Here is a 22,262-nt window from a genome sequence, read left to right on the forward strand (position 1 = left end):
GCGCGGGCGGCGCAGGCGCGGACTTCGGGCTGGGCGGCTTCGCCGAACGCATTCCCGGCATCTCGCGGATGAAGGGCAACCCGAAGCTGCCGTTCGTGATCGCCGTCGCGTTCGCGATCGCCGCGATCACCGCGCTCGTGCTGTGGAGCCGGGCGCCCGACTACCGCGTGCTGTACAGCAACCTGTCGGACCGCGACGGCGGCGCGATCATCGCCGCGCTCCAGCAGGCAAACGTTCCCTACAAGTTCGCCGATGCCGGCGGCGCGATCCTGGTGCCGTCGGGCCAGGTGCACGAAACGCGCCTGAAGCTCGCCGCGATGGGGCTGCCGAAAGGCGGCTCGGTCGGCTTCGAGCTGATGGACAACCAGAAATTCGGCATCAGCCAGTTCGCCGAGCAGATCAACTACCAGCGCGCGCTCGAAGGCGAGCTGCAGCGCACCATCGAATCGATCAACGCCGTGCGCGGCGCGCGCGTGCATCTCGCGATCCCGAAGCCGTCGGTGTTCGTGCGCGACAAGGAAGCGCCGAGCGCGTCGGTGTTCGTCGACCTCTACCCGGGCCGCGTGCTCGACGAGGGCCAGGTGCAGGCGATCACGCGGATGGTGTCGTCCGGCGTGCCCGACATGCCGGCCAAGAACGTGACGATCGTCGACCAGGACGGCAACCTGCTGACCCAGACCGCGTCCGCGTCCGGCCTCGACGCGAGCCAGCTCAAGTACGTGCAGCAGGTCGAGCACAACACCCAGAAGCGCATCGACGCGATCCTCGCGCCGATCTTCGGCGCCGGCAACGCGCGCTCGCAGGTCAGCGCGGATCTCGACTTCTCGAAGATCGAGCAGACGTCGGAAAGCTACGGCCCGAACGGCACGCCGCAGCAGGCCGCGATCCGCAGCCAGCAGACCAGCAGCGCGACCGAACTCGCGCAGGGCGGCGCGTCGGGCGTGCCGGGGGCGCTGTCGAACACGCCGCCGCAGCCGGCCTCCGCGCCGATCGTCGCCGGCAACGGCCAGAACGGGCCGCAGACCACGCCGGTCAGCGACCGCAAGGACCAGACGACCAACTACGAGCTCGACAAGACGATCCGCCATACCGAACAGCCGATGGGCAGCGTGAAGCGGCTGTCGGTCGCGGTCGTCGTCAACTACCAGCCGGTCGCCGACGCGAAGGGCCACGTGACGATGCAGCCGCTGCCGCCCGCGAAGCTCGCGCAGGTCGAACAGCTCGTGAAGGACGCGATGGGCTACGACGCGAAGCGCGGCGACTCGGTAAACGTCGTGAACAGCGCGTTCTCGACCGTGAGCGACCCGTACGCCGACCTGCCGTGGTGGCGCCAGCCCGACATGATCGCGATGGCGAAGGAAGCCGCGAAGTGGCTCGGCATCGCGGCGGCCGCGGCGGCGCTCTACTTCATGTTCGTGCGCCCGGCGATGCGCCGCGCGTTCCCGCCGCCCGAGCCGGCCGCGCCGGCGCTCGCGGCGCCGGAAGACACGGTCGCGCTCGACGGCCTGCCCGCGCCGGAAAAGGCCGCGGAAGAAGCCGATCCGCTGCTGCTCGGCTTCGAGAACGAGAAGAACCGCTACGAACGCAACCTCGACTACGCGCGCACGATCGCCCGCCAGGATCCGAAGATCGTCGCCACCGTCGTGAAGAACTGGGTGTCCGATGAACGCTGAAGGCTTGACCAAGAGCGCGCTGCTGCTGATGTCGATCGGCGAGGAAGAGGCCGCGCAGGTATTCAAGTTCCTCGCGCCGCGCGAGGTCCAGAAGATCGGCGTGGCGATGGCCGCGCTGAAGAACGTCACGCGCGAGCAGGTCGAGGAGGTGCTGCAGGACTTCGTGAAGGAAGCCGAGCAGCACACCGCGCTGTCGCTCGATTCGAACGAGTACATCCGCTCGGTGCTGACGAAGGCGCTCGGCGAGGACAAGGCCGGCGTGCTGATCGACCGCATCCTGCAAGGCAGCGACACGAGCGGCATCGAGGGCCTGAAATGGATGGATTCGGGCGCGGTGGCCGAACTGATCAAGAACGAGCATCCGCAGATCATCGCGACGATCCTCGTGCACCTCGATCGCGACCAGGCGTCGGAAATCGCGTCGTGCTTCACCGAGCGGCTGCGTAACGACGTGCTGCTGCGGATCGCGACGCTCGACGGCATCCAGCCGGCCGCGCTGCGCGAGCTCGACGACGTGCTCACGGGCCTGCTGTCCGGCAGCGACAACCTGAAGCGCAGCCCGATGGGCGGCATCCGCACCGCGGCCGAGATCCTGAACTTCATGACGAGCGTGCACGAGGAAGGCGTGCTCGAAAGCGTGCGCCAGTACGACGCCGATCTCGCGCAGAAGATCATCGACCAGATGTTCGTGTTCGAGAACCTGCTCGACCTCGAGGATCGCGCGATCCAGATGGTGCTCAAGGAAGTCGAGTCGGAAACGCTGATCGTCGCGCTCAAGGGCGCGCCGCCCGCGCTGCGCCAGAAGTTCCTCGCGAACATGTCGCAGCGCGCGGCCGAACTGCTCGCCGAGGATCTCGACGCGCGCGGCCCGGTGCGCGTGTCCGAAGTCGAGACGCAGCAGCGCCGCATCCTGCAGATCGTGCGCAACCTCGCCGAGAGCGGCCAGATCGCGATCGGCGGCAAGGCGGAAGACGCGTATGTCTGATTCGGCGAGCGATCGCGTGGGCACCCTCACCGCGTACCAGCGGTGGGAGATGGCGTCGTTCGACCCGCCGCCGCCCCCGCCGCCGCCCGACGACGCGGCGGCCGCTGCCGCCGCGCTCGCCGAGGAATTGCAGCGCGTGCGCGACGCCGCGCACGCCGAAGGCCATGCGGCCGGCCACGTCGAAGGCCAGGCGCTCGGCTACCAGGCCGGTTTCGAGCAGGGCCGCGAACAGGGTTTCGAGGCCGGCCAGGCCGAAGCACGCGAACAGGCCGCGCAGCTCGCGGCGCTCGCCGCGTCGTTCCGCGAAGCCGTCTCGACCGTCGAACACGATCTCGCCGCCGACCTCGCGCAGCTCGCGCTCGACATCGCGCAGCAGGTCGTGCGCCAGCACGTGAAGCACGACCCGGCCGCGCTGGTCGCCGCCGTGCGCGACGTGCTCGCGGCCGAACCCGCGCTGTCCGGCGCGCCGCATCTCGCGGTGAATCCGGCCGACCTGCCCGTCGTCGAGGCCTATCTGCAGGACGACCTCGACACGCTCGGCTGGAACGTGCGCACCGACGCGTCGATCGAGCGCGGCGGCTGCCGCGCGCACGCCGCGACCGGCGAGGTCGACGCGACGCTGCCCACCCGCTGGCAGCGCGTCGCCGCCGCGATCGGCAAGGTGAGCACGTGGTGACGCGCTCGCCCGAGGCGCTCGCGCACGACGGCATGACGCCGCTCGAACGCGAGCTCGCGCTCGCGTCGTTCGGGCCGGCGGCCGCGCACGATGCCGCGGACGACGCCACGCCGCACGCAGCATCCGACGCCGCCGACGCCGCCCCGCGCGCGCCGCACAATCCGCATCTCGCGCACTGGCGCACGCACCTGAACGGGCTCGCCGCGCGCAGCCACCGCGCGCTGCCGCTGCGGCCGTGCGGACGCCTCACGCGCGCGGCCGGCCTCGTGCTCGAGGCGATCGGGCTGCGCCTGTCGGTCGGCGCCGAATGCACGATCGAGTTGCCGCCCGGCAGCACGCTGCCGCACGCGGAAGCCGAAGTCGTCGGCTTCGCCGGGGACCGCCTGTTCCTGATGCCGACCACCGACGTTGCGGGCGTGTTGCCCGGCGCACGCGTGTGGCCGCGCGAGAGCGCGCCCGTCACCGATCCGCTCGCCGGCGCGAAGCGGCTGCCGGTCGGCTGGGAGATGCTCGGGCGCGTCGTCGACGCGTCGGGCCGCCCGCTCGACGGCCTCGGCCCGCTCGCGTCGAAAGTCGATGCGCCGCTGTCGGCGCCGTCGATCAACCCGCTCGATCGCGAGCCGATCCACCACGTGCTCGACGTCGGCGTGCGCGCGATCAACGCGCTGCTCACCGTCGGCCGCGGCCAGCGGATGGGCCTGTTCGCCGGCTCCGGCGTCGGCAAGTCGGTACTGCTCGGCACGATGGCGCGCTATACGAGTGCGGAAGTGATCGTGATCGGCCTGATCGGCGAACGCGGCCGCGAAGTGAAGGAATTCATCGAACAGATCCTCGGCGAGGACGGGCTCGCGCGCTCGGTCGTCGTCGCGGCGCCGGCCGACGTGTCGCCGCTGTTGCGGATGCAGGGCGCCGCGTACGCGACGTCGCTCGCCGAGTATTTCCGCGACCAGGGCAAGCACGTGCTGCTGCTGATGGATTCGCTGACGCGCTATGCGATGGCGCAGCGCGAGATCGCGCTGGCGATCGGCGAGCCGCCCGCGACGAAAGGCTATCCGCCGTCGGTGTTCGCGAAGCTCCCCGCGCTCGTCGAGCGCACCGGCAACGGGCCCGAAGGCGGCGGCTCGATCACCGCGTTCTACACGGTGCTGACCGAAGGCGACGACCAGCAGGACCCGATCGCCGATTCGGCGCGCGCGATCCTCGACGGCCACATCGTGCTGTCGCGCGCGCTCGCCGAGGCCGGCCACTATCCCGCGATCGACATCGAGGCGTCGATCAGCCGTGCGATGACCGCGCTGATCGACGAAACGCATCTCGACCACGTACGGCAGTTCAAGCAGATGCTGTCGCGCTACCAGCGCAACCGCGACCTGATCGCGGTCGGCGCCTACGCACCGGGCCGCGACGCGCAGCTCGACCGCGCGATCGCGCTCTACCCGCGCATCGAAGCGTTCCTGCAGCAGGGCTTTCGCGAATGCGCGCCGTTCGCATCGAGCCTCACCGCGCTCGATGCGCTGTTCGACGCTTACGGAGGCTGATCCCGATGGCCCACGGCTTTCCCCTTCAGTTGCTGCTCGACCGCGCGCAGGAAGACCTCGACTCGGCCGCGAAGCAGCTCGGCACCGCGCAGCGCGACCGCACCGCGGCGGCCGAACAGCTCGACGCACTGCTGCGCTATCGCGACGAATATCACGCGCGCTTCGCGCAATCCGCGCAGAGCGGCATGCCGGCCGGCAACTGGCGCAATTTCCAGGCGTTCATCGACACGCTCGATGCCGCGATCGCGCAGCAGCGCACCGTGCTCGCCGCGGCCGAAGTCCGCATCGACGAGGCGCGGCCGAACTGGCAGCAGAAGAAACGTACCGTCGGCTCGTATGAAATCCTGCAGGCGCGCGGCGTCGCGCAGGAAGCGCAGCGCGACGCCCGGCGCGAACAGCGCGACGCCGACGAACATGCCGCGAAGATCCTGCGCATGCGGGCCGACGCGGCCCGTTCGTCGTAACCGACCACCGCCTTCGAACGAGAGAACCGTCATGCCTCCCCTGCCCCTGCTCGGCGCGCTGCTCGACACCGCCGGCGCCGCACTCAAGGCCGCCCGCGGCTCGGGTGCGTCCGCCGCCAACGACGCGTCGGCCGCCACGAGCGCCGTGCCGTTCGCGCAGACGCTCAAGCAAAGCGTCTCCACGCGCGGCGATACGGCCAACGCCGGTACATCGGACGTGTCGACCAAACCGGCTGCGTCGAAGCCGTCCGCCGGCGCGAAGCCGTCCGGCACGGACGACGACAAGACGACCGACGACACGACCGCGAACGCCGCCACCAACCCAGATGCCGCCGCCCTCGCGGCCGCCGCGGCCGTGCAGGCGCAACTGCAGGCGCGCCCGGACACCGCGACGCCGGCCGACGCGGCGACCGCCGCCGCTATTGCCACGCAGAAAACGGCCGTGTCCGGCCAGCCGGACGCCACGGCGACGCTCGCCGATCATGCGGCCAAGGAGGCGACCGCCCAGCCGATCGACCCGGCATCGAGCCGCGACGCGCTGCAAGCGGCGCTCGCGAAGCTGACGGGCGGCGCGGGCGCGATCACGATGCCGGCGACCGGCACGAGCGCCGCCGCCACGCCGACGGCGCCGGCAGCGACCGCGTCGAACGCCGCCGCGCCGCTGACGCCGAAAGTGCCGACGTTCGACCGCACGCTCGCCGACGCGAAAGGCGCGCTCGCCACCCAGCAGACGCCGACCCAGGTCACGCCGCAGACGCTGCAGGCCGACGCGAATGCGCAGTCCGGCGCCCAGCACGCGCTCGCGGCGGCCAGCAATGCGACGGACCCGGCCGCCAGCGCGACGCTCGCGGCCGGCGCAACGGCCGCCGCCGCAGCGCAGGCGAACCTGCAACTGTCGCCGGCCGCCGGTGCGATCGCCGCCGCCAACGCACACGCGCTCGCACCGCACGTCGGCACGGCCGACTGGACGGATGCACTGAGCCAGAAAGTGGTGTTCCTGTCGAATGCGCACCAGCAGAGCGCCGAGCTGACGCTCAACCCGCCCGATCTCGGGCCGCTGCAGGTCGTGCTGCGCGTCGCGGACAACCATGCGCATGCGCTGTTCGTGTCGCAGCACGCGCAGGTGCGCGACGCGGTCGAAGCCGCGCTGCCGAAGCTGCGCGAGGCGATGGAAGCGGGCGGGCTCGGGCTCGGCAGCGCGACCGTCAGCGACGGCGGCCTCGCTTCGCAGCAACAGCAGCCCAACCCGCAGCAGACCTTCGCCCACGGCCAGTCGTCGCGACGCGGGAACGGCGGACCGTCAGCCGTCGATGCACCTGTCGACGCCGCGCAATCCGCACCGGTCGCCGCGCGCGCGAGCCGCGCCGGCCTCGTCGATACGTTTGCCTGAGCATGGCCGCCGTGCCGTGCGCGCGCCGCGCCTAGCGGCCGTGCACCGCAGCCGCAGCCTCGCCGCGCGGCACGCCACCCTTGCGCGTGGCGACGATGAAGTCCGCCGCGCGTTCGCCGATCATCACCGACGGCGCATTCGTGTTCCCGCCGACCAGCGTCGGCATCACCGACGCATCCACCACGCGCAGCCCGTCGACGCCGCGCACGCGCAGTTGCGGATCGACGACCGCGCGCGCATCCGAGCCCATCCGGCAGGTGCCGACCGGGTGATAGATCGTGTCCGCATGCGCGACGATCGTCGCGCGCAGCTCCGCTTCGCTCTGGTCCGGCCGCGTGTACAGCTCGCGCCCGCCCTGCGATGCGAGCGGCGCCTGGGACAGGATGCGGCGCATCGCCTGCGTGCCGCGCACCAGCAGGTCGAGGTCGCGTGAATCGCTGAAGAAGCGCGGATCGATCAGCGGCGCGTCGCGCGCATCGCCGCTCGCGAGCGCGACCGTGCCGCGGCTGAACGGCCGCAGCGCGCACACGTGCAGCGAATAACCGAAGCCCCAGTGCATCTTGCGGTTGTGGTCGTCGACGAGCGCCGTGCAGAAATGCAGCTGCAAGTCGGGACGCTCGAGCGACGGATCGCTCTTGATGAAGCCGCCGGCCTCCGCGACGTTGCTCGTCATCATCCCGGTGCGGCTCGAGAAATAGCGCGCGAGCGCCGGCGTCATCTTCGCGATGCCGCGCAGGCACACGCCGACCAGCTCCGACGAATTCACGCGCGTGTTGATGATGAAGTCGATGTGGTCGATCAGGTTCGTGCCGACGTCCGGCGCATCCTGCACGACCGCGATCCCGTGCCGGCGCAATTGCTCGGCCGGGCCGATCCCCGAACACATCAGCAGTTGCGGCGAATTGAACGCACCGGCCGACAGGACCACTTCCGCGCGCGCGCCGAACGTCTCGACCCGCCCGTTGCGCGACACCACGACGCCGACCGCGCGCTTGCCGTCGAAGCCCACGCGCAGCACCGTCGCATCGGTGATCACGTGCAGGTTCGGCCGGTTGCGACCGTAGATATACGCGCGCGCCACGCTGCAGCGCGAACCGTCGCGATGCGTGACCTGATAGAAACCGACGCCTTCCTGCGTCGCGCCGTTGAAGTCGTCGTTCAGCGGATAGCCGGCGGCATGCGCGGCCTGGATGAATCGTTCGGAGAACGGATTGCGAAAGCGCAGATCGGAAACGGTCAACGGGCCGTCCGCGCCGTGCCACGCGTCGGCGCCGCGCTCGTTGCCTTCCGCGCGGCGGAAATACGGCAGCACCTCCTGCCAGCCCCAGCCCGTCGCGCCGAGCTGCGCCCACTCGTCGTAATCGCCCGGGTGGCCGCGCGTATAGATCATCGCGTTGATCGCGCTCGAGCCGCCCATCCCGCGCCCGCGCGGCTGGTAACCGCGCCGGCCGCCCAAGCCCGGCTGCGGCACCGTCTCGTAGCCGTAGTTGGTGCCGAGCTTGTACGGCACCAGCGCCGCGATGCCGACCGGCATGTTGACGAGCAGGTTGCGCTCCGTATGCGAGCCGGCCTCGATCAGCGCGATCGTCGCATCGGGGCAGGCATCGGCGAGACGGCCGGCCAGGCTCGAGCCGCCCGAACCGCCGCCGACGATGATGTAGTCGTATTGCATGTCACGTCTCCGTCGTGTCATGGAAGGCGCCCGGCACCGCCGCGCGACCGCGTCTCCTCTTGTGTTCGGGCATTGTAGGAACGGCTGTCCCGTGCGCGGCGCGCCGATTCGAGAGCGATTCCTCTAAACGCCCGCGTGAACTAAATTTAAGATGTATCGATGCGCTTCGCGCGATGCACCGGCCACGAGAAGCCGATTCGTCGCGAAACGGGAGGAATGACGATGCAGCGCAAGATCCTGCAGGCCGCATGTCGACCAAGTGATCCGGAAGTCACGCGCGCGGCCCGCATTTCATTTCAAACGGCGGCCCGCGCGACGATCCACGGCGCGATGCGCGCAGTCGGTCGAAATCGAACGGCACGTGTCATCCCCGACCGTTTGGATGGTGTGTCGGCGCCGTGGCACGATGCGCGGCGACCCGCCGTCGCGGCTATGTCGCGCTGCGCTGCCGCGGTGCGCCGGCCGACGCGCGCAAGACGGCATCGCGTGCCTGCTCGTCACCGTATCGGATCGTGCGCGCCTGCCGTGCGGCATGACTTTCGGACACGGACACCGTCGCGCGGATACGACGCCTGCCGCGCGCGGCAACCGGTTTTCGAACACCCGTCGCATCCGGCCCCGTGCCGGGCGACATGCATCACCCGATCCGCGTCGCCGCGCTCGCCGAGCGTGCGCGTGCGGCGTGACGGCCGGCCGATCAGCCAGGCCCAACTGGAGGAGACGACATGAAGAACGACCTGCCCGAACTGGCCCCGCAAGCATTGCCATCGGTCGATGCGCTGACGTCGCTGCTGCACGACCAGCGTGCGGCGTACCTGCGCGCACCGTACCCGGCATGGGACACGCGTGCGCAGCACCTGCGTGCGCTGCGCACGATGCTGATCGACCACGCGGATGCGCTCGCCGACGCGATCAGCGCCGATTTCGGCCATCGCGCGAAGCAGGAAGTGCTGCTGTCGGAAATCTGGATGGCCAAGGAAGAGATCGACGACGCGCTGAAGCACGGCAAGCGCTGGATGAAGCCGATCCGCAAGCCGATGAACAAGTGGCTGCGCCCGGCGCGCGCGAAGGTGATTCCGCAACCGCTCGGCGTGGTCGGCATCGTCGTGCCGTGGAACTACCCGGTGCTGCTCGCAGCCGGCCCGCTGATCTGTGCGCTCGCCGCCGGCAACCGCGCGATCATCAAGATGTCCGAACTGACGCCGCGCACGTCGGCGCTGTTCGAGCAGCTCATCGGCAAGACCTTCACGCGTGACCACGTCGCGGTCGTGAACGGCGATGCGGAAGTCGGCGCCGCGTTCAGCGCGCTGCCGTTCGACCATCTGCTGTTCACCGGCTCGACGCAGGTCGGCCGCCACGTGATGCGCGCGGCCGCCGACAACCTCACGCCCGTCACACTCGAGCTCGGCGGCAAGTCGCCGGCGATCGTCGGCCCGAATGCGCGCTTCGACGCGGCCGTCGATGCGATCGTCGCCGGCAAGACGCTGAACGCCGGCCAGACCTGCATCGCGCCCGACTACGTGCTGCTGCCGCGCGGGATGGAAGGCGCGTTCATCGAGCGCGCGCGGACCCGCTTCGCGAAGCTGTATCCGGACCTGTCGGCCAACGGCGACTACACGACGATCGTGTCGCCGCGCCACTACGCACGCCTGCAACAACTCGCGAGCGACGCGCAGGCGGCCGGCGCGCAGCTGCATCCGCTGTCCGACGCGCAGTCCGATCCCGCATCGCGCCGCTTCGTGCCGTGCGCGGTGACGCAGGTGCCGGCCGCGTCGCAACTGATGCAGGAGGAAATCTTCGGGCCGCTGCTGCCGCTCGTGCCGTACGAACGGCTCGACGAAGCGATCGCGTACGTCAATGCGCGCCCGCGTCCGCTCGCGCTGTACCTGTTCGACGAGGATGGCGGCACGATCGACCGCGTGATGCGCGAAACGATCTCGGGCGGCGTCTCGATCAACGAAACGCTGATGCACATCGCATGCGGCAGCTTGCCGTTCGGCGGAGTCGGTGCGAGCGGCATGGGCGCGTATCACGGCTACGACGGCTTCGTGACGTTCTCGAAGATGAAGCCGGTGCTCACGCAGGCGCGGCTGAACGCGCGCAACCTGCTCGCGCCGCCGTACGGCAAGCGCTTCGCCGCGCTGATCAAGCTGATGCTGAAGTTCTGAGCCAGGCGGGCCACACGCGTCGCGGCCCTGTCCAACCTGCCGCGCGGCATGGATGCCGCGCACGCAACCGTCACACGGGCCAGAGCGGCCCTTCCTGCATCGCGCCGATCTGCTCGCGCAGTTCGAGCACGCGCGCTTCCCAGTAACGATGCGTGTTGAACCACGGGAACGCGGCCGGAAACGCGGGATCGTCCCAGCGCCGCGCGAGCCACGCCGCGTAGTGGATCAGCCGCAGCGTGCGCAGCGCTTCGACCAGATGCAGCTCGCGCGGCTCGAATTCGCAGAAATCCTCGTAGCCCGCGAGCAGGTCGGCCAGCGCGCGCGACGCGCCTTCGCGATCGCCCGGCAGCAGCAGCCACAGATCCTGCACGGCCGGTGACATCCGGCTGTCGTCGAAGTCGACGAAATGCGGGCCGGCATCGGTCCACAGCACGTTGCTCGGATGACAGTCGCCGTGCGTGCGCAGCAGGCGAATCTCGCCCGCGCGCTCGAACGCGGCCTCGACGCCTTCGAGCGCGAGCGCGACCGCGGTCGCGTACGCCGGTCTTACGTCATCCGGAATGAAATCGTGTGCGAGCAGGTAGTCGCGCGGCTCGTAGCCGAACGTATTGATGTCGAGCACGGGACGCGCGACATACGGCTGCGTCGCGCCGACCGCATGAATGCGGCCGATGAAACGGCCGAGCCATTCGAGCGTGTCGCTGCGGTCGAGATCGGGGGCGCGGCCGCCGCGCCGCTCGAAGATCGAGAAGCGGAAACCGTCGAACGCGTGCAGCGTGCGGCCGTCGAAGGCGCGCGCGGGCACCGCCGGAATCTCGCGCGCGGCGAGTTCGGCGACGAACGCATGCTCTTCGAGAATCGCGTCGTCCGACCAGCGCGCCGGACGATAGAACTTCGCGACGACCGGCGGGCCGTCTTCGATACCGACCTGGTAGACGCGGTTTTCGTAGCTGTTGAGGGCGAGCAGGCGCCCGTCGGTGCGCAGGCCGGCCGGCATCAGCACGCTGTCGAGCGCGTCGAGCACGCACTCGGGCGTGAGGCCGGCGAACGGCGGGCTGGCGGGAGAAGCGGGAGCGGAAGTGGCGTCTGTCATGCCCCGCATTGTGCCGCCTGCCGGACCGAAAGACGAGCGTCGGTGCTTAGTGAAGCGCCGCGCCGGCCGGCAGAACGGATTCGCCGGTGTCGATCAGGTCCTCGAGAAAGAACGGCTCGGTGTTGAGTTCTTTCGACTCACCCGGCACGCCCGCGTACCAGGTCACCATGGCCATGTCGCCCAGGATGCGCTGGACGATGCCGCGCGCGCCTTTCGGCACCGCGATATGGGTAGTGCAGACGATCGACCCGATATGCATGATGGTTCCCCACTCTTGAATCTTGAAACCCGGCCCGCTGGCGAGCCGGCAAATGCGCGATCCGCGCCGCTCTCGGCGGAGCGTTGCGCGTGATCCCATTGTTCACGGTTTATCGAAGCGCGAAAAGAAGAAGAAGCAGGCGAAGTGCCGCGAATTCGTCGAATGTCTCCAATCAACCACTGCGCCGGGCATGTACTTGCCCACCCGGTTACCCCCATCATACCCTGTCGAATGTGACTGCCCGCCGAAACCGCCCGGCGTCGCCGTACGCACATGATTGACGCAACGCGCGTGCCGCTTCGCTTCGCCGCTGCGGAATCACCGGAACACTTCGCGCGACCGACCGGAATCACCTCGCACACGTCGCATGCCCATCGCTTTGCCCCCTTCGTCGAACGCTTGCGTGCGCAGCGACATCGGCCCCTTCCCGACGCACCCTATCGCCCGCGATGCGCGGCCGCGGACAGTGGTTGCGTTCGATGGCTGCCTTGCGGTACCTTAGGCTTTCATTCGCGTTCAACCGCATTCCGACACGATGTATCCGCTCACGTCCGCCCTCGCAAAATCCCGGCCGCAGTTCGACGCGCGGCCGCAGGCGTGCGTGCATCCGTCGGTCCTTCCTCCTCCTGTCGCACCGCCGCTCGTCTGCGCCGCGCCGCCCCCGCCGGCGGCACGCGCCGGCTGACTCGCCGGCTTTTCGTTTTCGTCTTCCATTCGCCCCGCTGGCTGTAGGTGCGTGCGTCGTGACGCACGGCACGTTGCCGCGCGCGAATGGAACGTTTCGATCCGTTCGACAGGTGGATTCACATGGTTTCGTTCAAACGCGCGCTCGCCGCGCATGGCGCGACGTCGCTCTTCGTGCTGCTGTGGAGCAGCGGCGCGATCTTCGCTGAACTCGGTCTGCGTCACGCGTCCGCGTTCGCCTTTCTCACTGCCCGTTTCGCGCTCGCATCGCTCGTGCTGCTCGTGCTGGCGTTCATGCGCAGACGGTGGCTGCCGCCGCGCGGCGAGCGGCGCATGGCCGCGCTGACCGGCTTGCTGATGATGGGCGGCTATTCGATCTTCTACCTGCTCGCGCTCGAGCGCGGCATCGCGCCCGGCGTGCTCGCGACGATACTCGGCGTGCAGCCGATCCTCACGCTCGCGATCGTCGAGCGTCGCTGGCAACCCGTGCGTATCGCCGGGCTCGCGCTGTCGCTCACCGGCCTCGCGCTCGTCGTGGGCCGTGGCGTGAGCGGCGGAACCGGCGGCCTGTCGGCGGCCGGCATCGCGTGCGCGCTGACGGCGCTCGTCGCGCTGACCGTCGGCTCGCTGCTGCAAAAGCGCGTACGCGCGGCGCCCGCCGACGTGCTGCCGCTGCAGAACGCGATCGGCCTCGCGCTGTGCGTCGCGATCGTGCCGTTCCGGCCGGTGTCGTTCGACATGAGCTGGGCGTTCGTCGTGCCGCTGCTGTGGCTCGGCATCGTGATTTCGGTGATCGCGCAACTGCTGTTCTACCGGTTGATGCAGCGCGGCGATCTCGTCAACGTGACGAGCCTGTTCTATCTCGTGCCCGTCGTCACCACGTTGATGGATGCCGTGTGGCTCGGCAACCGGCCCGAGCCGCTCGCACTCGCCGGCATGGGCGCGATCATCGCGGGGCTCGCGCTGGTGTTCCGCGCGCCGGCCGCCCGTCCGCAACCCGACCGCGCGTGAGTAGACGGGCCGCCGCGCCCGCGGGTGCGGCGGCCCGTATCGGACACATACGACGATTCCGCGCAAATCGAAAGGAACGGGAAAGATGCGTGCAAGGCGTTCGTCTTGTTTGCCCGAAAAACGCGGAATTCTCGGGGCTTTCCGCTGATTTTTAATGGTTCGGATAGCGAAAAACGCCGCCGGTTGCCTATACTCGAATTGACCGGCCTGCTCGTAACGGGCCGGACCAATTAGAAACACCCGGCATGGGGCCGGGGTGAGCGCACGTGTGCCGTTTCAGGCCGATATCCCGCAGGGATGGAGCCGCCAACGCAAGCGTTGAAGCGCCCACTTCGGTCGACACTGGAGACACGCATGACGACCTACTTCACGATCGGCGACTTCATCCTGTTGATTCCGATGGCGCTGGCCGGAGCGCTATTTCTCGGCGCGGTGCCGTGCGCCACTCAATTCCGTCACAACCTGCTGCGCGTACTCGGCGTCATTCTCGGCGTCGGCGTCGCGGTATTGCTCGTTGAAGGCCTGCCTGCGCTGATCTAGCGCCGCCGGCCGTGCGCGACGCGCATCGCTGCACCGCAGCGATGCGACGTACCGCGTGTGCGTCGGACCCGGCACGCGATGTTTCGCATGCCGTATCGACTTCCGCTCAGATCGCCTGATCGGTGGACGGCTTTTCCCACAAATTAATGCCGCCTTCGGTCGCGTAACGATCGATCTCCGCGAGTTCCTCCGCCGAGAATTCGAGGTTCTGCAACGCGCCGACGTTCTCGCGCACCTGCTCCGCCCGGCTCGCGCCGATCAGCGCGGACGTCACGCGGCCGTTACGCAGCACCCACGCCAGCGCCATCTGCGCCAGGCTCTGCCCACGCCGTTCGGCGATCGCGTTGAGCTTGCGCACATGCTCGAGGTTGTCCGCGCTCAGGTGATCCTCCTTCAGCGAGCCGCCGCCCGGCTTGTTCACGCGCGCGTCGGCCGGCACGCCGTTCAGGTACTTCGACGTGAGCAGGCCCTGCGCGAGCGGCGTGAACGCGATGCTGCCCGCGCCGACGTCGTCGAGCGTGCCGAGCAGATCCTCTTCGATCCAGCGGTTCAGCATGTTGTACGACGGCTGGTGAATCAGCAGCGGCACCTTGTATTGCGCGAGCAGCGCGGCCATCTCGCGCGTCTTCGCGGCCGAATACGACGAAATGCCGATGTAGAGCGCCTTGCCCTGCTGCACGGCCGACGCCAGCGCACCCGCCGTTTCCTCGAGCGGCGTATGCGCGTCGAAACGGTGCGAGTAGAAGATGTCGACGTAGTCGAGCCCCATCCGCTGCAGGCTCTGGTCGAGGCTCGCGAGCACGTACTTGCGCGACCCGCCGCCGCTGCCGTATGGCCCCGGCCACATGTCCCAGCCGGCCTTCGTCGAGATCAGCAGCTCGTCGCGATACGGGCGGAAATCCTCCTTCAGCAGCCGGCCGAAGTTGATTTCGGCGCTACCGTACGGCGGCCCGTAGTTGTTCGCGAGGTCGAAGTGGTTGATGCCGAGGTCGAATGCGGTGCGCAGGATCTCGCGCTGCGTCGAGATCGGCGTCGAATCGCCGAAGTTGTGCCACAGTCCGAGCGACAGGGCGGGCAGTTTGAGCCCGGATTTGCCGCAAGTGCGGTATTGCATGCCGGCATAACGTTCGGAAGCTGCTTCGTAGGCCATGAGTCTGTTCCGTCAGGACATCGGGGAAAGGGACGCGCGCCGGCCGCGCCAATGACGCGACGGCGGCGAAGGAGTCATACGACGACTATGGTAGCGAAAGCGGCCGGATCACGCACGGCGGCGCGACGATGGACGCGACCGCGGCGCTCGCCTACACTGCGGCGTCTCGAATCACCGTTTCAGCGAGGTTGGTATGTCCCGGGTCATCTCGGTTGCACTGCTCGTCGGCGGCGTCGTGCTGCTGTATTTCGGCGGCCAGTCGTTCCATTCGATCAACGACAACGTGTCGCGCTTCTTCACCGGCTCGCCCGCGACGAAGACGATCCTGCTGATCGTCGGTGGCGCCGTCGCATCGTTCGTCGGCCTGATCGGCCTCGCGATGCCGGGCGGCAAGCGCTGATCGCATCGCAGCGCGACGCGCGCACGGCTAGCGATCGCATCGAGAGCGGCTTGGTCAACTATCCGGCCTATGGCAACCGGCTCGTCGTGCCGACATCACGCGCGCGAGCCGCGCCAAACGAAACGGGCGGCCAGGCCGCCCGTCGTTTCATTTGCCCGCGATGCACCGCATCGCGTGATCGCCGCGGCTTCGCCGGCCGCCGGTCGGCCTAGAACTGCACTTCCGGCTTCGATGCCGAGCGCGTGCCGGGCACCGGCCGGTTGCTTGCGCCGTGGTATGTGTACACGAGCGAGAACTTCACCTGGTCGGAACGGTTCTGCCCGGCCGAATGCAGCGTGTTGCTGTGGAAGAACACGACGTCGCCCGTCTGCAGCGACGGGCACGTCGCCGCGTCGATCATCCTGCGGTTCTCCGGCAGATCACTGCGGAAGAATTTCGCGTCATCGAACGCTTCCGGTCCGAATTCGGCCGTATGCGAACCCGGCACGAGCCACAGCGCGCCGTTCTCGTTGGTTTCCGGCCCGAGCGCGAGCCACACCGACACCATGTCCGGCCGCTCGAACGCCCAGTAGCGGAAATCGCGATGCCAGCCGGTCAGGCTGCCGTACGCCGGGTGCTTCGTCATCATGCAGTTGTGATGCGCACGCGACAGCACGGGCTCCTCGCCGAAATACTCGCGCATCCACGCGCCGATTTCGGGCGCGATCGCGCGCTCGGCAAACGCCGGATCGCGCGAATACGCATCGAGCAGCCGTCGCACCGTATGCCCGCCCGGCGCATGCTTCGATTCGGGTGCGCCCGGGTAGCGCAGGTCGGCCTCGAACTCGATCGGCTCGGCGGCCTCCCGCAACTGGCGCTCCGCGATCTGCCGGAGCGCCGCGCACTGCGCTTCGCCGACGAGGCCGCGCGCGACGACGAAGCCGCGCTCGCGCAATTCCGCGACTTGCGCGCGGATCGATTCCGACTGCAATGGAGACGACATGGGATGCCAGACGTTTATTGTGTGAATGTGACGATTGTAAATCGGCGCCGGATACCGCGAACAGCACCATTGTCGTGCGCAGGGGCATGCCAATCGCGGATTTGATCCAGCGCAAGGGAACTGTGCGGCGCGGCACCTGCCTGAGCGACAGGCGGTATGCGGCACACGCCTTGCTGCACAAGGGTTTATCGCGACTTTTGCCGGTCACGAAACCCCTGTAGCCTGACGCGGCCTGTCAATTCTGGCGGGCGCGGCGCGCGACGGGTTTAGGTAAGATCCGTTGTGCCATCCGAGGCCGTTGATACCAGTGCGCTCTTCAGGGCGCCACCCATACAAGCGAAGCATCGTTCACATGCCATTCCGTCTGACTTCCCGTTTCAACCGCGCTGCGAAGCGCGTCGTGCCGTCCGCTCCTGCCCGCTCGCTGCGCCATCACCGCGCCCGCACGCAGGCGCTGGCCGAACGTACGCACACGCACAGCCGGCTGGACGGCATCCGTGCGTGGTTCCACGCGTTTTTCTCGATGATGAGCGCACAGGCGTTCGCCCGCCGCGCCGGCCTGCGTTCGCTGCTGCAGAAACCGTCGTCGCTGCGCGCGCTCGCGCTGCGCCGCAAGCTCGGCCCGCAGCGCCGCGTCAACCGTCCGCGCCGCCTCGCGGCGAGCAACGGCTGGTTCGGGTTCGGCGCACGCTGATCAGGTACCGGCGGGCATGGCCCGCACCGATCGCCGCCGTTGCCGCGACGATCGACACCCATAAAAAACCCCGGCTAGGCCGGGGTTTTTCATTTCAGGCGAACGACGCTTACGCGACGCGTGCCGTCGGCTCCACGCCGGCCGCTTCGGCCAGCGCGAGCGCCTTGTCGGTTGCTTCCCACGAGAATTCCGGCTCTTCGCGGCCGAAGTGGCCGTAAGCGGCGGTCTTCTCGTAAATCGGGCGCAGCAGGTCGAGCATCTTGATGATGCCCTTCGGACGCAGGTCGAAATGCTCGCGCACGAGCTTCGTGATCACCGCATCCGACACGCGGCCTGTGCCGAACGTGTTGACCATCACCGAGGTCGGCTCGGCCACGCCGATCGCGTACGACACCTGGATCAGCGCGCGCGACGCGAGGCCGGCGGCGACGATGTTCTTCGCGACGTAACGGCCGGCATACGCAGCCGAACGGTCGACCTTCGACGGATCCTTGCCCGAGAACGCGCCGCCGCCGTGCGGTGCGGCACCGCCGTAGGTATCGACGATGATCTTGCGGCCGGTCAGGCCGCAATCGCCCTGCGGGCCGCCGATCACGAACCGGCCGGTCGGGTTCACGAGGAACTTGATGTCGCCCTTGATCAGCTCGGCCGGCAGCGTCGGCTTGATGATTTCCTCGATCACGGCTTCGCGCAGCGCGGGCAGCTCGATGTCCGGTGCGTGCTGCGTCGACAGCACGACGGTGTCGATCGAATCGGGCTTGCCGTCGACGTAGCGGACGGTGACCTGCGACTTCGCGTCCGGACGCAGCCATTGCAGGCGACCGTCGCGGCGCAGGCTCGCCTGACGCTCGACGAGGCGGTGCGACAGGTAGATCGGCAGCGGCATCAGTTCCGGCGTTTCGTCGCACGCATAACCGAACATCAGGCCCTGGTCGCCCGCGCCTTGGTCGAGGTTGTCGTCGTGTGCACGATCGACGCCCTGCGCGATGTCCGGCGACTGCTTGTCGTACGCGACGAGCACCGCGCAACCCTTGTAGTCGATGCCGTAGTCGGTGTTGTCGTAGCCGATGCGCTTGATCGTATCGCGCGCGATCTGGATGTAATCGATGTTGGCCGTCGTGGTGATTTCACCGGCCAGCACGACGAGACCCGTGTTGCACAGCGTTTCCGCCGCAACGCGGGAGTATTTGTCCTGCTCGAGGATGGCGTCGAGAATCGCGTCCGAGATTTGGTCCGCGACTTTGTCCGGATGGCCTTCGGAGACGGATTCGGACGTGAAGAGATAATCGTTTGCCACTTTTTCAGGCTCCTGTGTGGTTACGGTTGGTTTCACGTAGCCAGCTTCGTTGGGCCTGAAGCGGCGACGCTTTAGCGGATTACCAGGACCGGGCAGCGTGTGTCGCGCCAGCCGGCTTCGCCCCGCAAGTTGTCAGTTAACTCGGCGAAGCCCGTATTATAGCGGCTTTCCTGAATTGTCACAGAGCGCCGCCCGTGCTGCATCGTCCGCTGTCTTACCACCCTGTTCGCAACGTACCGGCCAGCCGGCCCTACGGAGATTCCGCATGCTAGGCCGCCTCGGCACGCACCTCGCCATCGGCTTGCTGAAGCTGCTCGCCCTGCTGCCGTACGGTCTGACCGCACGGTTCGGCGATGGCCTCGGCTGGCTGCTGTATCAGATCCCCAGCCGGCGAAAGCGCATCGTACATACGAATCTGAAACTCTGCTTCCCGGACTGGAGCGACGAACGGCGCGAGGAAGTGGCGGGCCGGCATTTCCGTCATGCGATCCGCAGCTACGTCGAGCGCAGCGTGCAATGGTTCGGCTCGGAGAAGAAGCTCGCGAAGCTGATCCAGGTCGACAGCGCGGTCGATCTCACCGATCCCGACCTGCCGCCGACGCTGTTCCTCGGCCTGCACTTCGTCGGCATCGAGGCCGGTTCGATCTGGCTGAACCGTTCACTGCAGCGTCGCTGCGGATCGCTGTACCAGCCGTTCTCGAACGCGGTGCTCGAGGAAGAGGCGAAGAAGGCGCGCGGGCGCTTCGACGCCGAGATGGTCGGCCGCGCGGACAGCGCGCGCGTCGTGCTGCGCTGGCTGCGCGACCGCAAGCCGGTGATGCTCGGCGCGGACATGGACTACGGGCTGCGCAACTCGACGTTCGTCCCGTTCTTCGGTGTGCCGGCCTGCACGCTGACGGCCGTCGGCCGGCTCGCGAAGACGGGCCGCGCGCAGGTCGTGCCGTTCATCGGCGAGGTGCTGCCGAACTACAAGGGCTACCGTCTGAAGGTATTCAAGCCGTGGGATCACTACCCGACCGGCGATGACGATCTCGATGCGCGGCGGATGAACGAATTCCTCGAGGAGCAGATTCCGCTGATGCCCGAGCAGTATTACTGGGTGCACAAGCGTTTCAAGACGCGCCCGCCCGGCGAGCCGAGCCTGTACTGAGCTGGCGGCGAGACGTTCGCGGGCGCGCCGTCATGTGCGCGCCCGTGCTCTCGCCACCTTCGGGGCGCCCTTTGCGCGCGCCTGCCACAGATCGTAAGCCGACTGCTGTGCGAGCCACAGATCGGCCCTTCCCCCGTTTTCCTCGCCGAGCCACGCTTCGAGCCGCAACGCCATTTCCGGCGAGATGCCGGCATGGCCGTGCAGGACCCGCGACAGTGCGGCACGGGTCACGCCAAGTTGCGACGCGGCCTCGGTGACGGTCAGACCGAGCGCCGGCAGCACGTCGTCGCGCAGCGTTTCGCCCGGATGGGGTGGATTGAAGATGCGGGTCATGGCTTGAATCACCTTAGTGGTAGTCCTGGTAATCGACCAGAACGACGTCGCGGCCCTCGAATCGGAATGTCAGCCGCCAGTTGCCGTTGACGCCGACGGCGTAATATCCGTCCAGCCCGCCAGCGAGGCCGTGAAAACGCCAGCCAGGCACATTCATGTCCTGCGGCGCGCCAGCGACATCAAGACGCGCCAGCATGCGCCGCAGCCTGGGCGCATGATCGGGCCGAATGCCCGCCTTGCTCCCGGTGACGAAAAACGCTTCCAGTCCCTTGTGTACCCATGACTTGATCATGGAGCTCCCACACTCGAGCGCGACCTCGACAGCATGGCCCGGATGTGTGTAGCCAGACTATACGAATCACTTGATTTCCTCGTCAATTTGACCTGTACGAAAACGCTCGTCCGGGTCGCCCATGCCTTCGTCGTGTATTCGGGCACGCACTGTCCGTGCTGCCCCCGCCACACCCTGCCAATTTGTCCGCTCGCCACGTACCCGACCAGTCGACCAATCGACAGATGCCGCCTGCCCGGCCCGCAGGAGCAACCTGAAGCACCGTCCCCGCGCAGGACGCCCCTCTCGGCTGCATGTATCATTTGCGGTTGAGATCAGCACGACGAACAACGCTGCCCCGGCATGGCCGCCGGCCGCCCGTGTCGTGCCGACCGCCTTGTTCGCCATGGAATTCCGGACCCAGTGAAACTCTCGTTCACCAAGATGCACGGCGCGGGCAACGACTTCGTCGTGCTCGACGGCTATTCGCGCGCGCTGCCGCCGCTCACCGAAGCGCAGGTGCGCGCACTCGCCAACCGCCATTTCGGCATCGGCGCCGACCAGTTGCTGCTGGTCGAGAAACCGACCGTCGACGGCGCGGATTTCAAGTACCGGATCTTCAATTGCGACGGCGGCGAGGTCGAACACTGCGGCAACGGCGCGCGTTGTTTCGTGAAGTTCGTCAGCGACCGCGGCCTGACCGACCAGCGCAGCGTGCGCGTGCAGGTCATGAAGGGCCTGATCACGCTGACGTTGCAGGAGAACGGCGAAGTCGTCGTCGACATGGGCGCGCCCGTGTTCGCGCCGGCGCAGGTGCCGTTCGACGCAGCGGGGCTCGACAGCCGCAAGGAAGGCAACGACACGCTGTGGCCGCTCGACGTGGGCGGCGCGACGCGCTGGATTTCGACGGTGTCGATGGGCAATCCGCACGCGGTGCAGGTCGTCGACGACGTCGAAGCGTATCCGGTGCTGGAAGAAGGCCCGCTGATCGAGCGCCATGCGCGCTTCCCGCAGCGCGTGAACGCCGGCTTCATGCAGATCGTGTCGCGCCACGAAGTGAAGCTGCGCGTGTACGAACGCGGCGCGGGCGAGACGCTCGCGTGCGGCACCGGCGCGTGCGCGGCGGTCGCGGCCGGCATCCGGCGCGGCCTGCTCGATTCGCCCGTGACCGTGCACACGCACGGCGGCACGCTGACGATCGGCTGGGACGGCGCGCGCGACGAAGCCGCCGCGCTGATGATGGCCGGCCCCGCCACGACCGTGTTCGAAGGTGAGATCGACCTGAACGCCTGACCCTGCAACGTCCCTGATAACTGAACGCTCCCGCCACATGAACGATCGCGAAGTCGCCGACTACCTGCTCGCCAACCCCGAATTCTTCGCGCAGCACGCCGAGCTGCTCGCGACGATCCGTCTCGCGAATCCGCACGGCAAGGCCGCGATCTCGCTGCAGGAGCGGCAGATGGAGATGCTGCGCGACAAGAACAAGCATCTCGAGCGCCGGCTCGCCGAGCTCGTGCGCTACGGCCACGAGAACGACAGCCTGTCCGCGAAGTTCAGCCGCTGGACCGCGCGCGTGATCGCGGAACGCGATCCGTACGCGCTGCCGCGCACGATCGCCGACGGCATCGCCGACGTGTTCGACGTGCCGCAGACGGCGCTGCGCGTGTGGGACGTCGCCGACACCTACGCGCAAGCCGACTTCGCGCGCCAGGTCGGCGAGGAAGTGCGCCTGTTCACGAACGGCCTGTCCACGCCGTACTGCGGCGCGAACACCGGCTTCGAAGCCGCCCAGTGGCTCGCGCCCGCGCTCGCCGCCCCGGCCGCGAACG

At 68.3% G+C, this 22,262-nt stretch carries 22 protein-coding genes; 14 read left to right on the forward strand and 8 right to left on the reverse strand.

Annotation, left to right across the window (positions count from 1 at the left end; all coding sequences use genetic code 11):
* The 6 genes from fliF to JMF86_RS15340 all read left to right on the forward strand — a co-directional run.
* A partial coding sequence (gene fliF / locus JMF86_RS15315) for a flagellar basal-body MS-ring/collar protein FliF (RefSeq protein WP_201317039.1) occupies positions 1-1,673 on the forward strand: 1,673 nt, incomplete at its 5' end.
* Entirely contained in the window at positions 1,663-2,658 is a 996-nt protein-coding gene (gene fliG, locus JMF86_RS15320) for a flagellar motor switch protein FliG (RefSeq protein ID WP_011546444.1), read from the forward strand. The genes fliF and fliG, both read left to right, overlap by 11 nt.
* On the forward strand, positions 2,651-3,334 hold the full coding sequence (gene fliH / locus JMF86_RS15325; protein ID WP_011694435.1) for a flagellar assembly protein FliH: 684 nt from the start codon (positions 2,651-2,653) through the stop codon (positions 3,332-3,334). Before fliG ends, fliH begins: the two co-directional genes overlap by 8 nt.
* A 32-nt stretch (positions 3,335-3,366) precedes the next feature.
* Entirely contained in the window at positions 3,367-4,872 is a 1,506-nt protein-coding gene (gene fliI, locus JMF86_RS15330) for a flagellar protein export ATPase FliI (RefSeq protein ID WP_249180910.1), read from the forward strand.
* Between the two features lie 5 nt (positions 4,873-4,877).
* Positions 4,878-5,336 carry a flagellar export protein FliJ gene (fliJ, locus tag JMF86_RS15335; protein WP_011546447.1) on the forward strand — a complete coding sequence of 153 codons (459 nt, stop codon included), beginning with the start codon at positions 4,878-4,880 and terminating at the stop codon, positions 5,334-5,336.
* A 31-nt stretch (positions 5,337-5,367) separates the two neighbouring features.
* A complete protein-coding gene (locus JMF86_RS15340; RefSeq protein ID WP_011546448.1) occupies positions 5,368-6,726 on the forward strand; it encodes a flagellar hook-length control protein FliK in 1,359 nt (452 codons plus the stop codon).
* A gap of 31 nt (positions 6,727-6,757) precedes the next feature.
* Here the strand turns inward: JMF86_RS15340 and JMF86_RS15345 are convergent, their stop codons facing one another.
* Positions 6,758-8,398: a GMC family oxidoreductase gene (locus tag JMF86_RS15345; protein ID WP_034174346.1), complete on the reverse strand. Its 1,641-nt coding sequence runs from the start codon at positions 8,396-8,398 to the stop codon at positions 6,758-6,760.
* A gap of 725 nt (positions 8,399-9,123) precedes the next feature.
* Between JMF86_RS15345 and JMF86_RS15350 the strand changes: the two genes are divergently transcribed.
* The gene (locus tag JMF86_RS15350) at positions 9,124-10,566 is read left to right on the forward strand and encodes a coniferyl aldehyde dehydrogenase (RefSeq protein WP_006477516.1); all 1,443 of its coding nucleotides are present in this window, start codon (positions 9,124-9,126) and stop codon (positions 10,564-10,566) included.
* 70 nt (positions 10,567-10,636) lie between these two features.
* Here JMF86_RS15350 and JMF86_RS15355 read toward each other — a convergent pair whose 3' ends face one another.
* On the reverse strand, positions 10,637-11,659 hold the full coding sequence (locus JMF86_RS15355; protein WP_077178116.1) for a serine/threonine protein kinase: 1,023 nt from the start codon (positions 11,657-11,659) through the stop codon (positions 10,637-10,639).
* Between the two features lie 46 nt (positions 11,660-11,705).
* Complete coding sequence (locus JMF86_RS15360; protein WP_006477514.1) at positions 11,706-11,918, reverse strand: hypothetical protein; 213 nt, start codon at positions 11,916-11,918, stop codon at positions 11,706-11,708.
* 807 nt (positions 11,919-12,725) lie between these two features.
* Between JMF86_RS15360 and JMF86_RS15365 the strand changes: the two genes are divergently transcribed.
* Both JMF86_RS15365 and JMF86_RS15370 read left to right on the forward strand, forming a co-directional pair.
* Positions 12,726-13,613 (forward strand): DMT family transporter, encoded by an 888-nt coding sequence (locus JMF86_RS15365; protein ID WP_011694437.1) that lies wholly within the window; start codon positions 12,726-12,728, stop codon positions 13,611-13,613.
* A 354-nt stretch (positions 13,614-13,967) separates the two neighbouring features.
* Entirely contained in the window at positions 13,968-14,153 is a 186-nt protein-coding gene (locus JMF86_RS15370; RefSeq protein ID WP_006482800.1) for a hypothetical protein, read from the forward strand.
* A 106-nt stretch (positions 14,154-14,259) separates the two neighbouring features.
* Here the strand turns inward: JMF86_RS15370 and mgrA are convergent, their stop codons facing one another.
* Positions 14,260-15,303 carry an L-glyceraldehyde 3-phosphate reductase gene (gene mgrA / locus JMF86_RS15375; RefSeq protein ID WP_011546453.1) on the reverse strand — a complete coding sequence of 348 codons (1,044 nt, stop codon included), beginning with the start codon at positions 15,301-15,303 and terminating at the stop codon, positions 14,260-14,262.
* 193 nt (positions 15,304-15,496) lie between these two features.
* Here mgrA and JMF86_RS15380 point away from each other — a divergent pair, with 193 nt between their 5' ends.
* A complete protein-coding gene (locus JMF86_RS15380; protein ID WP_006477510.1) occupies positions 15,497-15,703 on the forward strand; it encodes a DUF3185 family protein in 207 nt (68 codons plus the stop codon).
* A gap of 208 nt (positions 15,704-15,911) precedes the next feature.
* On the opposite strand, the gene JMF86_RS15385 is transcribed toward JMF86_RS15380, so the two are convergent.
* Positions 15,912-16,685, reverse strand: coding sequence for a phytanoyl-CoA dioxygenase family protein (locus tag JMF86_RS15385; protein WP_011694438.1), 774 nt, complete (start codon positions 16,683-16,685; stop codon positions 15,912-15,914).
* Between the two features lie 352 nt (positions 16,686-17,037).
* Here JMF86_RS15385 and JMF86_RS15390 point away from each other — a divergent pair, with 352 nt between their 5' ends.
* Positions 17,038-17,379 carry a hypothetical protein gene (locus JMF86_RS15390; RefSeq protein ID WP_006477508.1) on the forward strand — a complete coding sequence of 114 codons (342 nt, stop codon included), beginning with the start codon at positions 17,038-17,040 and terminating at the stop codon, positions 17,377-17,379.
* Between the two features lie 109 nt (positions 17,380-17,488).
* Here the strand turns inward: JMF86_RS15390 and metK are convergent, their stop codons facing one another.
* A complete protein-coding gene (gene metK, locus JMF86_RS15395) occupies positions 17,489-18,676 on the reverse strand; it encodes a methionine adenosyltransferase (RefSeq protein WP_011546455.1) in 1,188 nt (395 codons plus the stop codon).
* Between the two features lie 265 nt (positions 18,677-18,941).
* On the opposite strand from metK, the gene lpxL reads away from it, so the two are divergent.
* On the forward strand, positions 18,942-19,826 hold the full coding sequence (lpxL, locus tag JMF86_RS15400) for a lauroyl acyltransferase LpxL (RefSeq protein WP_011546456.1): 885 nt from the start codon (positions 18,942-18,944) through the stop codon (positions 19,824-19,826).
* Between the two features lie 30 nt (positions 19,827-19,856).
* On the opposite strand, the gene JMF86_RS15405 is transcribed toward lpxL, so the two are convergent.
* Both JMF86_RS15405 and JMF86_RS15410 read right to left on the reverse strand, forming a co-directional pair.
* Positions 19,857-20,159, reverse strand: a complete 303-nt coding sequence (locus JMF86_RS15405; protein ID WP_011546457.1) for a HigA family addiction module antitoxin — start codon at positions 20,157-20,159, stop codon at positions 19,857-19,859.
* Between the two features lie 13 nt (positions 20,160-20,172).
* Positions 20,173-20,451, reverse strand: coding sequence for a type II toxin-antitoxin system RelE/ParE family toxin (locus tag JMF86_RS15410; RefSeq protein WP_006477504.1), 279 nt, complete (start codon positions 20,449-20,451; stop codon positions 20,173-20,175).
* A 402-nt stretch (positions 20,452-20,853) separates the two neighbouring features.
* Between JMF86_RS15410 and dapF the strand changes: the two genes are divergently transcribed.
* Together dapF and JMF86_RS15420 are read left to right on the forward strand one after the other, a co-directional pair.
* On the forward strand, positions 20,854-21,723 hold the full coding sequence (gene dapF / locus JMF86_RS15415; RefSeq protein ID WP_041489264.1) for a diaminopimelate epimerase: 870 nt from the start codon (positions 20,854-20,856) through the stop codon (positions 21,721-21,723).
* A 37-nt stretch (positions 21,724-21,760) separates the two neighbouring features.
* Positions 21,761-22,262 (forward strand): DUF484 family protein (locus tag JMF86_RS15420; protein ID WP_201317040.1); only part of this gene is annotated, 502 nt, incomplete at its 3' end.

This window comes from Burkholderia sp. E168m15 (assembly GCF_016586105.1).
In the GTDB taxonomy this organism is placed as follows: Bacteria; Pseudomonadota; Gammaproteobacteria; order Burkholderiales; family Burkholderiaceae; genus Burkholderia; species Burkholderia orbicola.

What these genes read in the sequence shown, in the direction of transcription:
- fliG (WP_011546444.1), top strand. Translation starts at nt 1,663, where the DNA reads ATGAACGCTGAAGGCTTGACCAAGAGCGCGCTGCTGCTGATGTCGATC.
- fliH (WP_011694435.1), top strand. Translation starts at nt 2,651, where the DNA reads ATGTCTGATTCGGCGAGCGATCGCGTGGGCACCCTCACCGCGTACCAG.
- fliI (WP_249180910.1), top strand. Translation starts at nt 3,367, where the DNA reads ATGACGCCGCTCGAACGCGAGCTCGCGCTCGCGTCGTTCGGGCCGGCG.
- fliJ (WP_011546447.1), top strand. Translation starts at nt 4,878, where the DNA reads ATGGCCCACGGCTTTCCCCTTCAGTTGCTGCTCGACCGCGCGCAGGAA.
- JMF86_RS15340 (WP_011546448.1), top strand. Translation starts at nt 5,368, where the DNA reads ATGCCTCCCCTGCCCCTGCTCGGCGCGCTGCTCGACACCGCCGGCGCC.
- JMF86_RS15345 (WP_034174346.1), bottom strand. Translation starts at nt 8,398, where the DNA reads ATGCAATACGACTACATCATCGTCGGCGGCGGTTCGGGCGGCTCGAGC.
- JMF86_RS15350 (WP_006477516.1), top strand. Translation starts at nt 9,124, where the DNA reads ATGAAGAACGACCTGCCCGAACTGGCCCCGCAAGCATTGCCATCGGTC.
- JMF86_RS15355 (WP_077178116.1), bottom strand. Translation starts at nt 11,659, where the DNA reads ATGACAGACGCCACTTCCGCTCCCGCTTCTCCCGCCAGCCCGCCGTTC.
- JMF86_RS15360 (WP_006477514.1), bottom strand. Translation starts at nt 11,918, where the DNA reads ATGCATATCGGGTCGATCGTCTGCACTACCCATATCGCGGTGCCGAAA.
- JMF86_RS15365 (WP_011694437.1), top strand. Translation starts at nt 12,726, where the DNA reads ATGGTTTCGTTCAAACGCGCGCTCGCCGCGCATGGCGCGACGTCGCTC.
- JMF86_RS15370 (WP_006482800.1), top strand. Translation starts at nt 13,968, where the DNA reads ATGACGACCTACTTCACGATCGGCGACTTCATCCTGTTGATTCCGATG.
- mgrA (WP_011546453.1), bottom strand. Translation starts at nt 15,303, where the DNA reads ATGGCCTACGAAGCAGCTTCCGAACGTTATGCCGGCATGCAATACCGC.
- JMF86_RS15380 (WP_006477510.1), top strand. Translation starts at nt 15,497, where the DNA reads ATGTCCCGGGTCATCTCGGTTGCACTGCTCGTCGGCGGCGTCGTGCTG.
- JMF86_RS15385 (WP_011694438.1), bottom strand. Translation starts at nt 16,685, where the DNA reads ATGTCGTCTCCATTGCAGTCGGAATCGATCCGCGCGCAAGTCGCGGAA.
- JMF86_RS15390 (WP_006477508.1), top strand. Translation starts at nt 17,038, where the DNA reads ATGCCATTCCGTCTGACTTCCCGTTTCAACCGCGCTGCGAAGCGCGTC.
- lpxL (WP_011546456.1), top strand. Translation starts at nt 18,942, where the DNA reads ATGCTAGGCCGCCTCGGCACGCACCTCGCCATCGGCTTGCTGAAGCTG.
- JMF86_RS15405 (WP_011546457.1), bottom strand. Translation starts at nt 20,159, where the DNA reads ATGACCCGCATCTTCAATCCACCCCATCCGGGCGAAACGCTGCGCGAC.
- JMF86_RS15410 (WP_006477504.1), bottom strand. Translation starts at nt 20,451, where the DNA reads ATGATCAAGTCATGGGTACACAAGGGACTGGAAGCGTTTTTCGTCACC.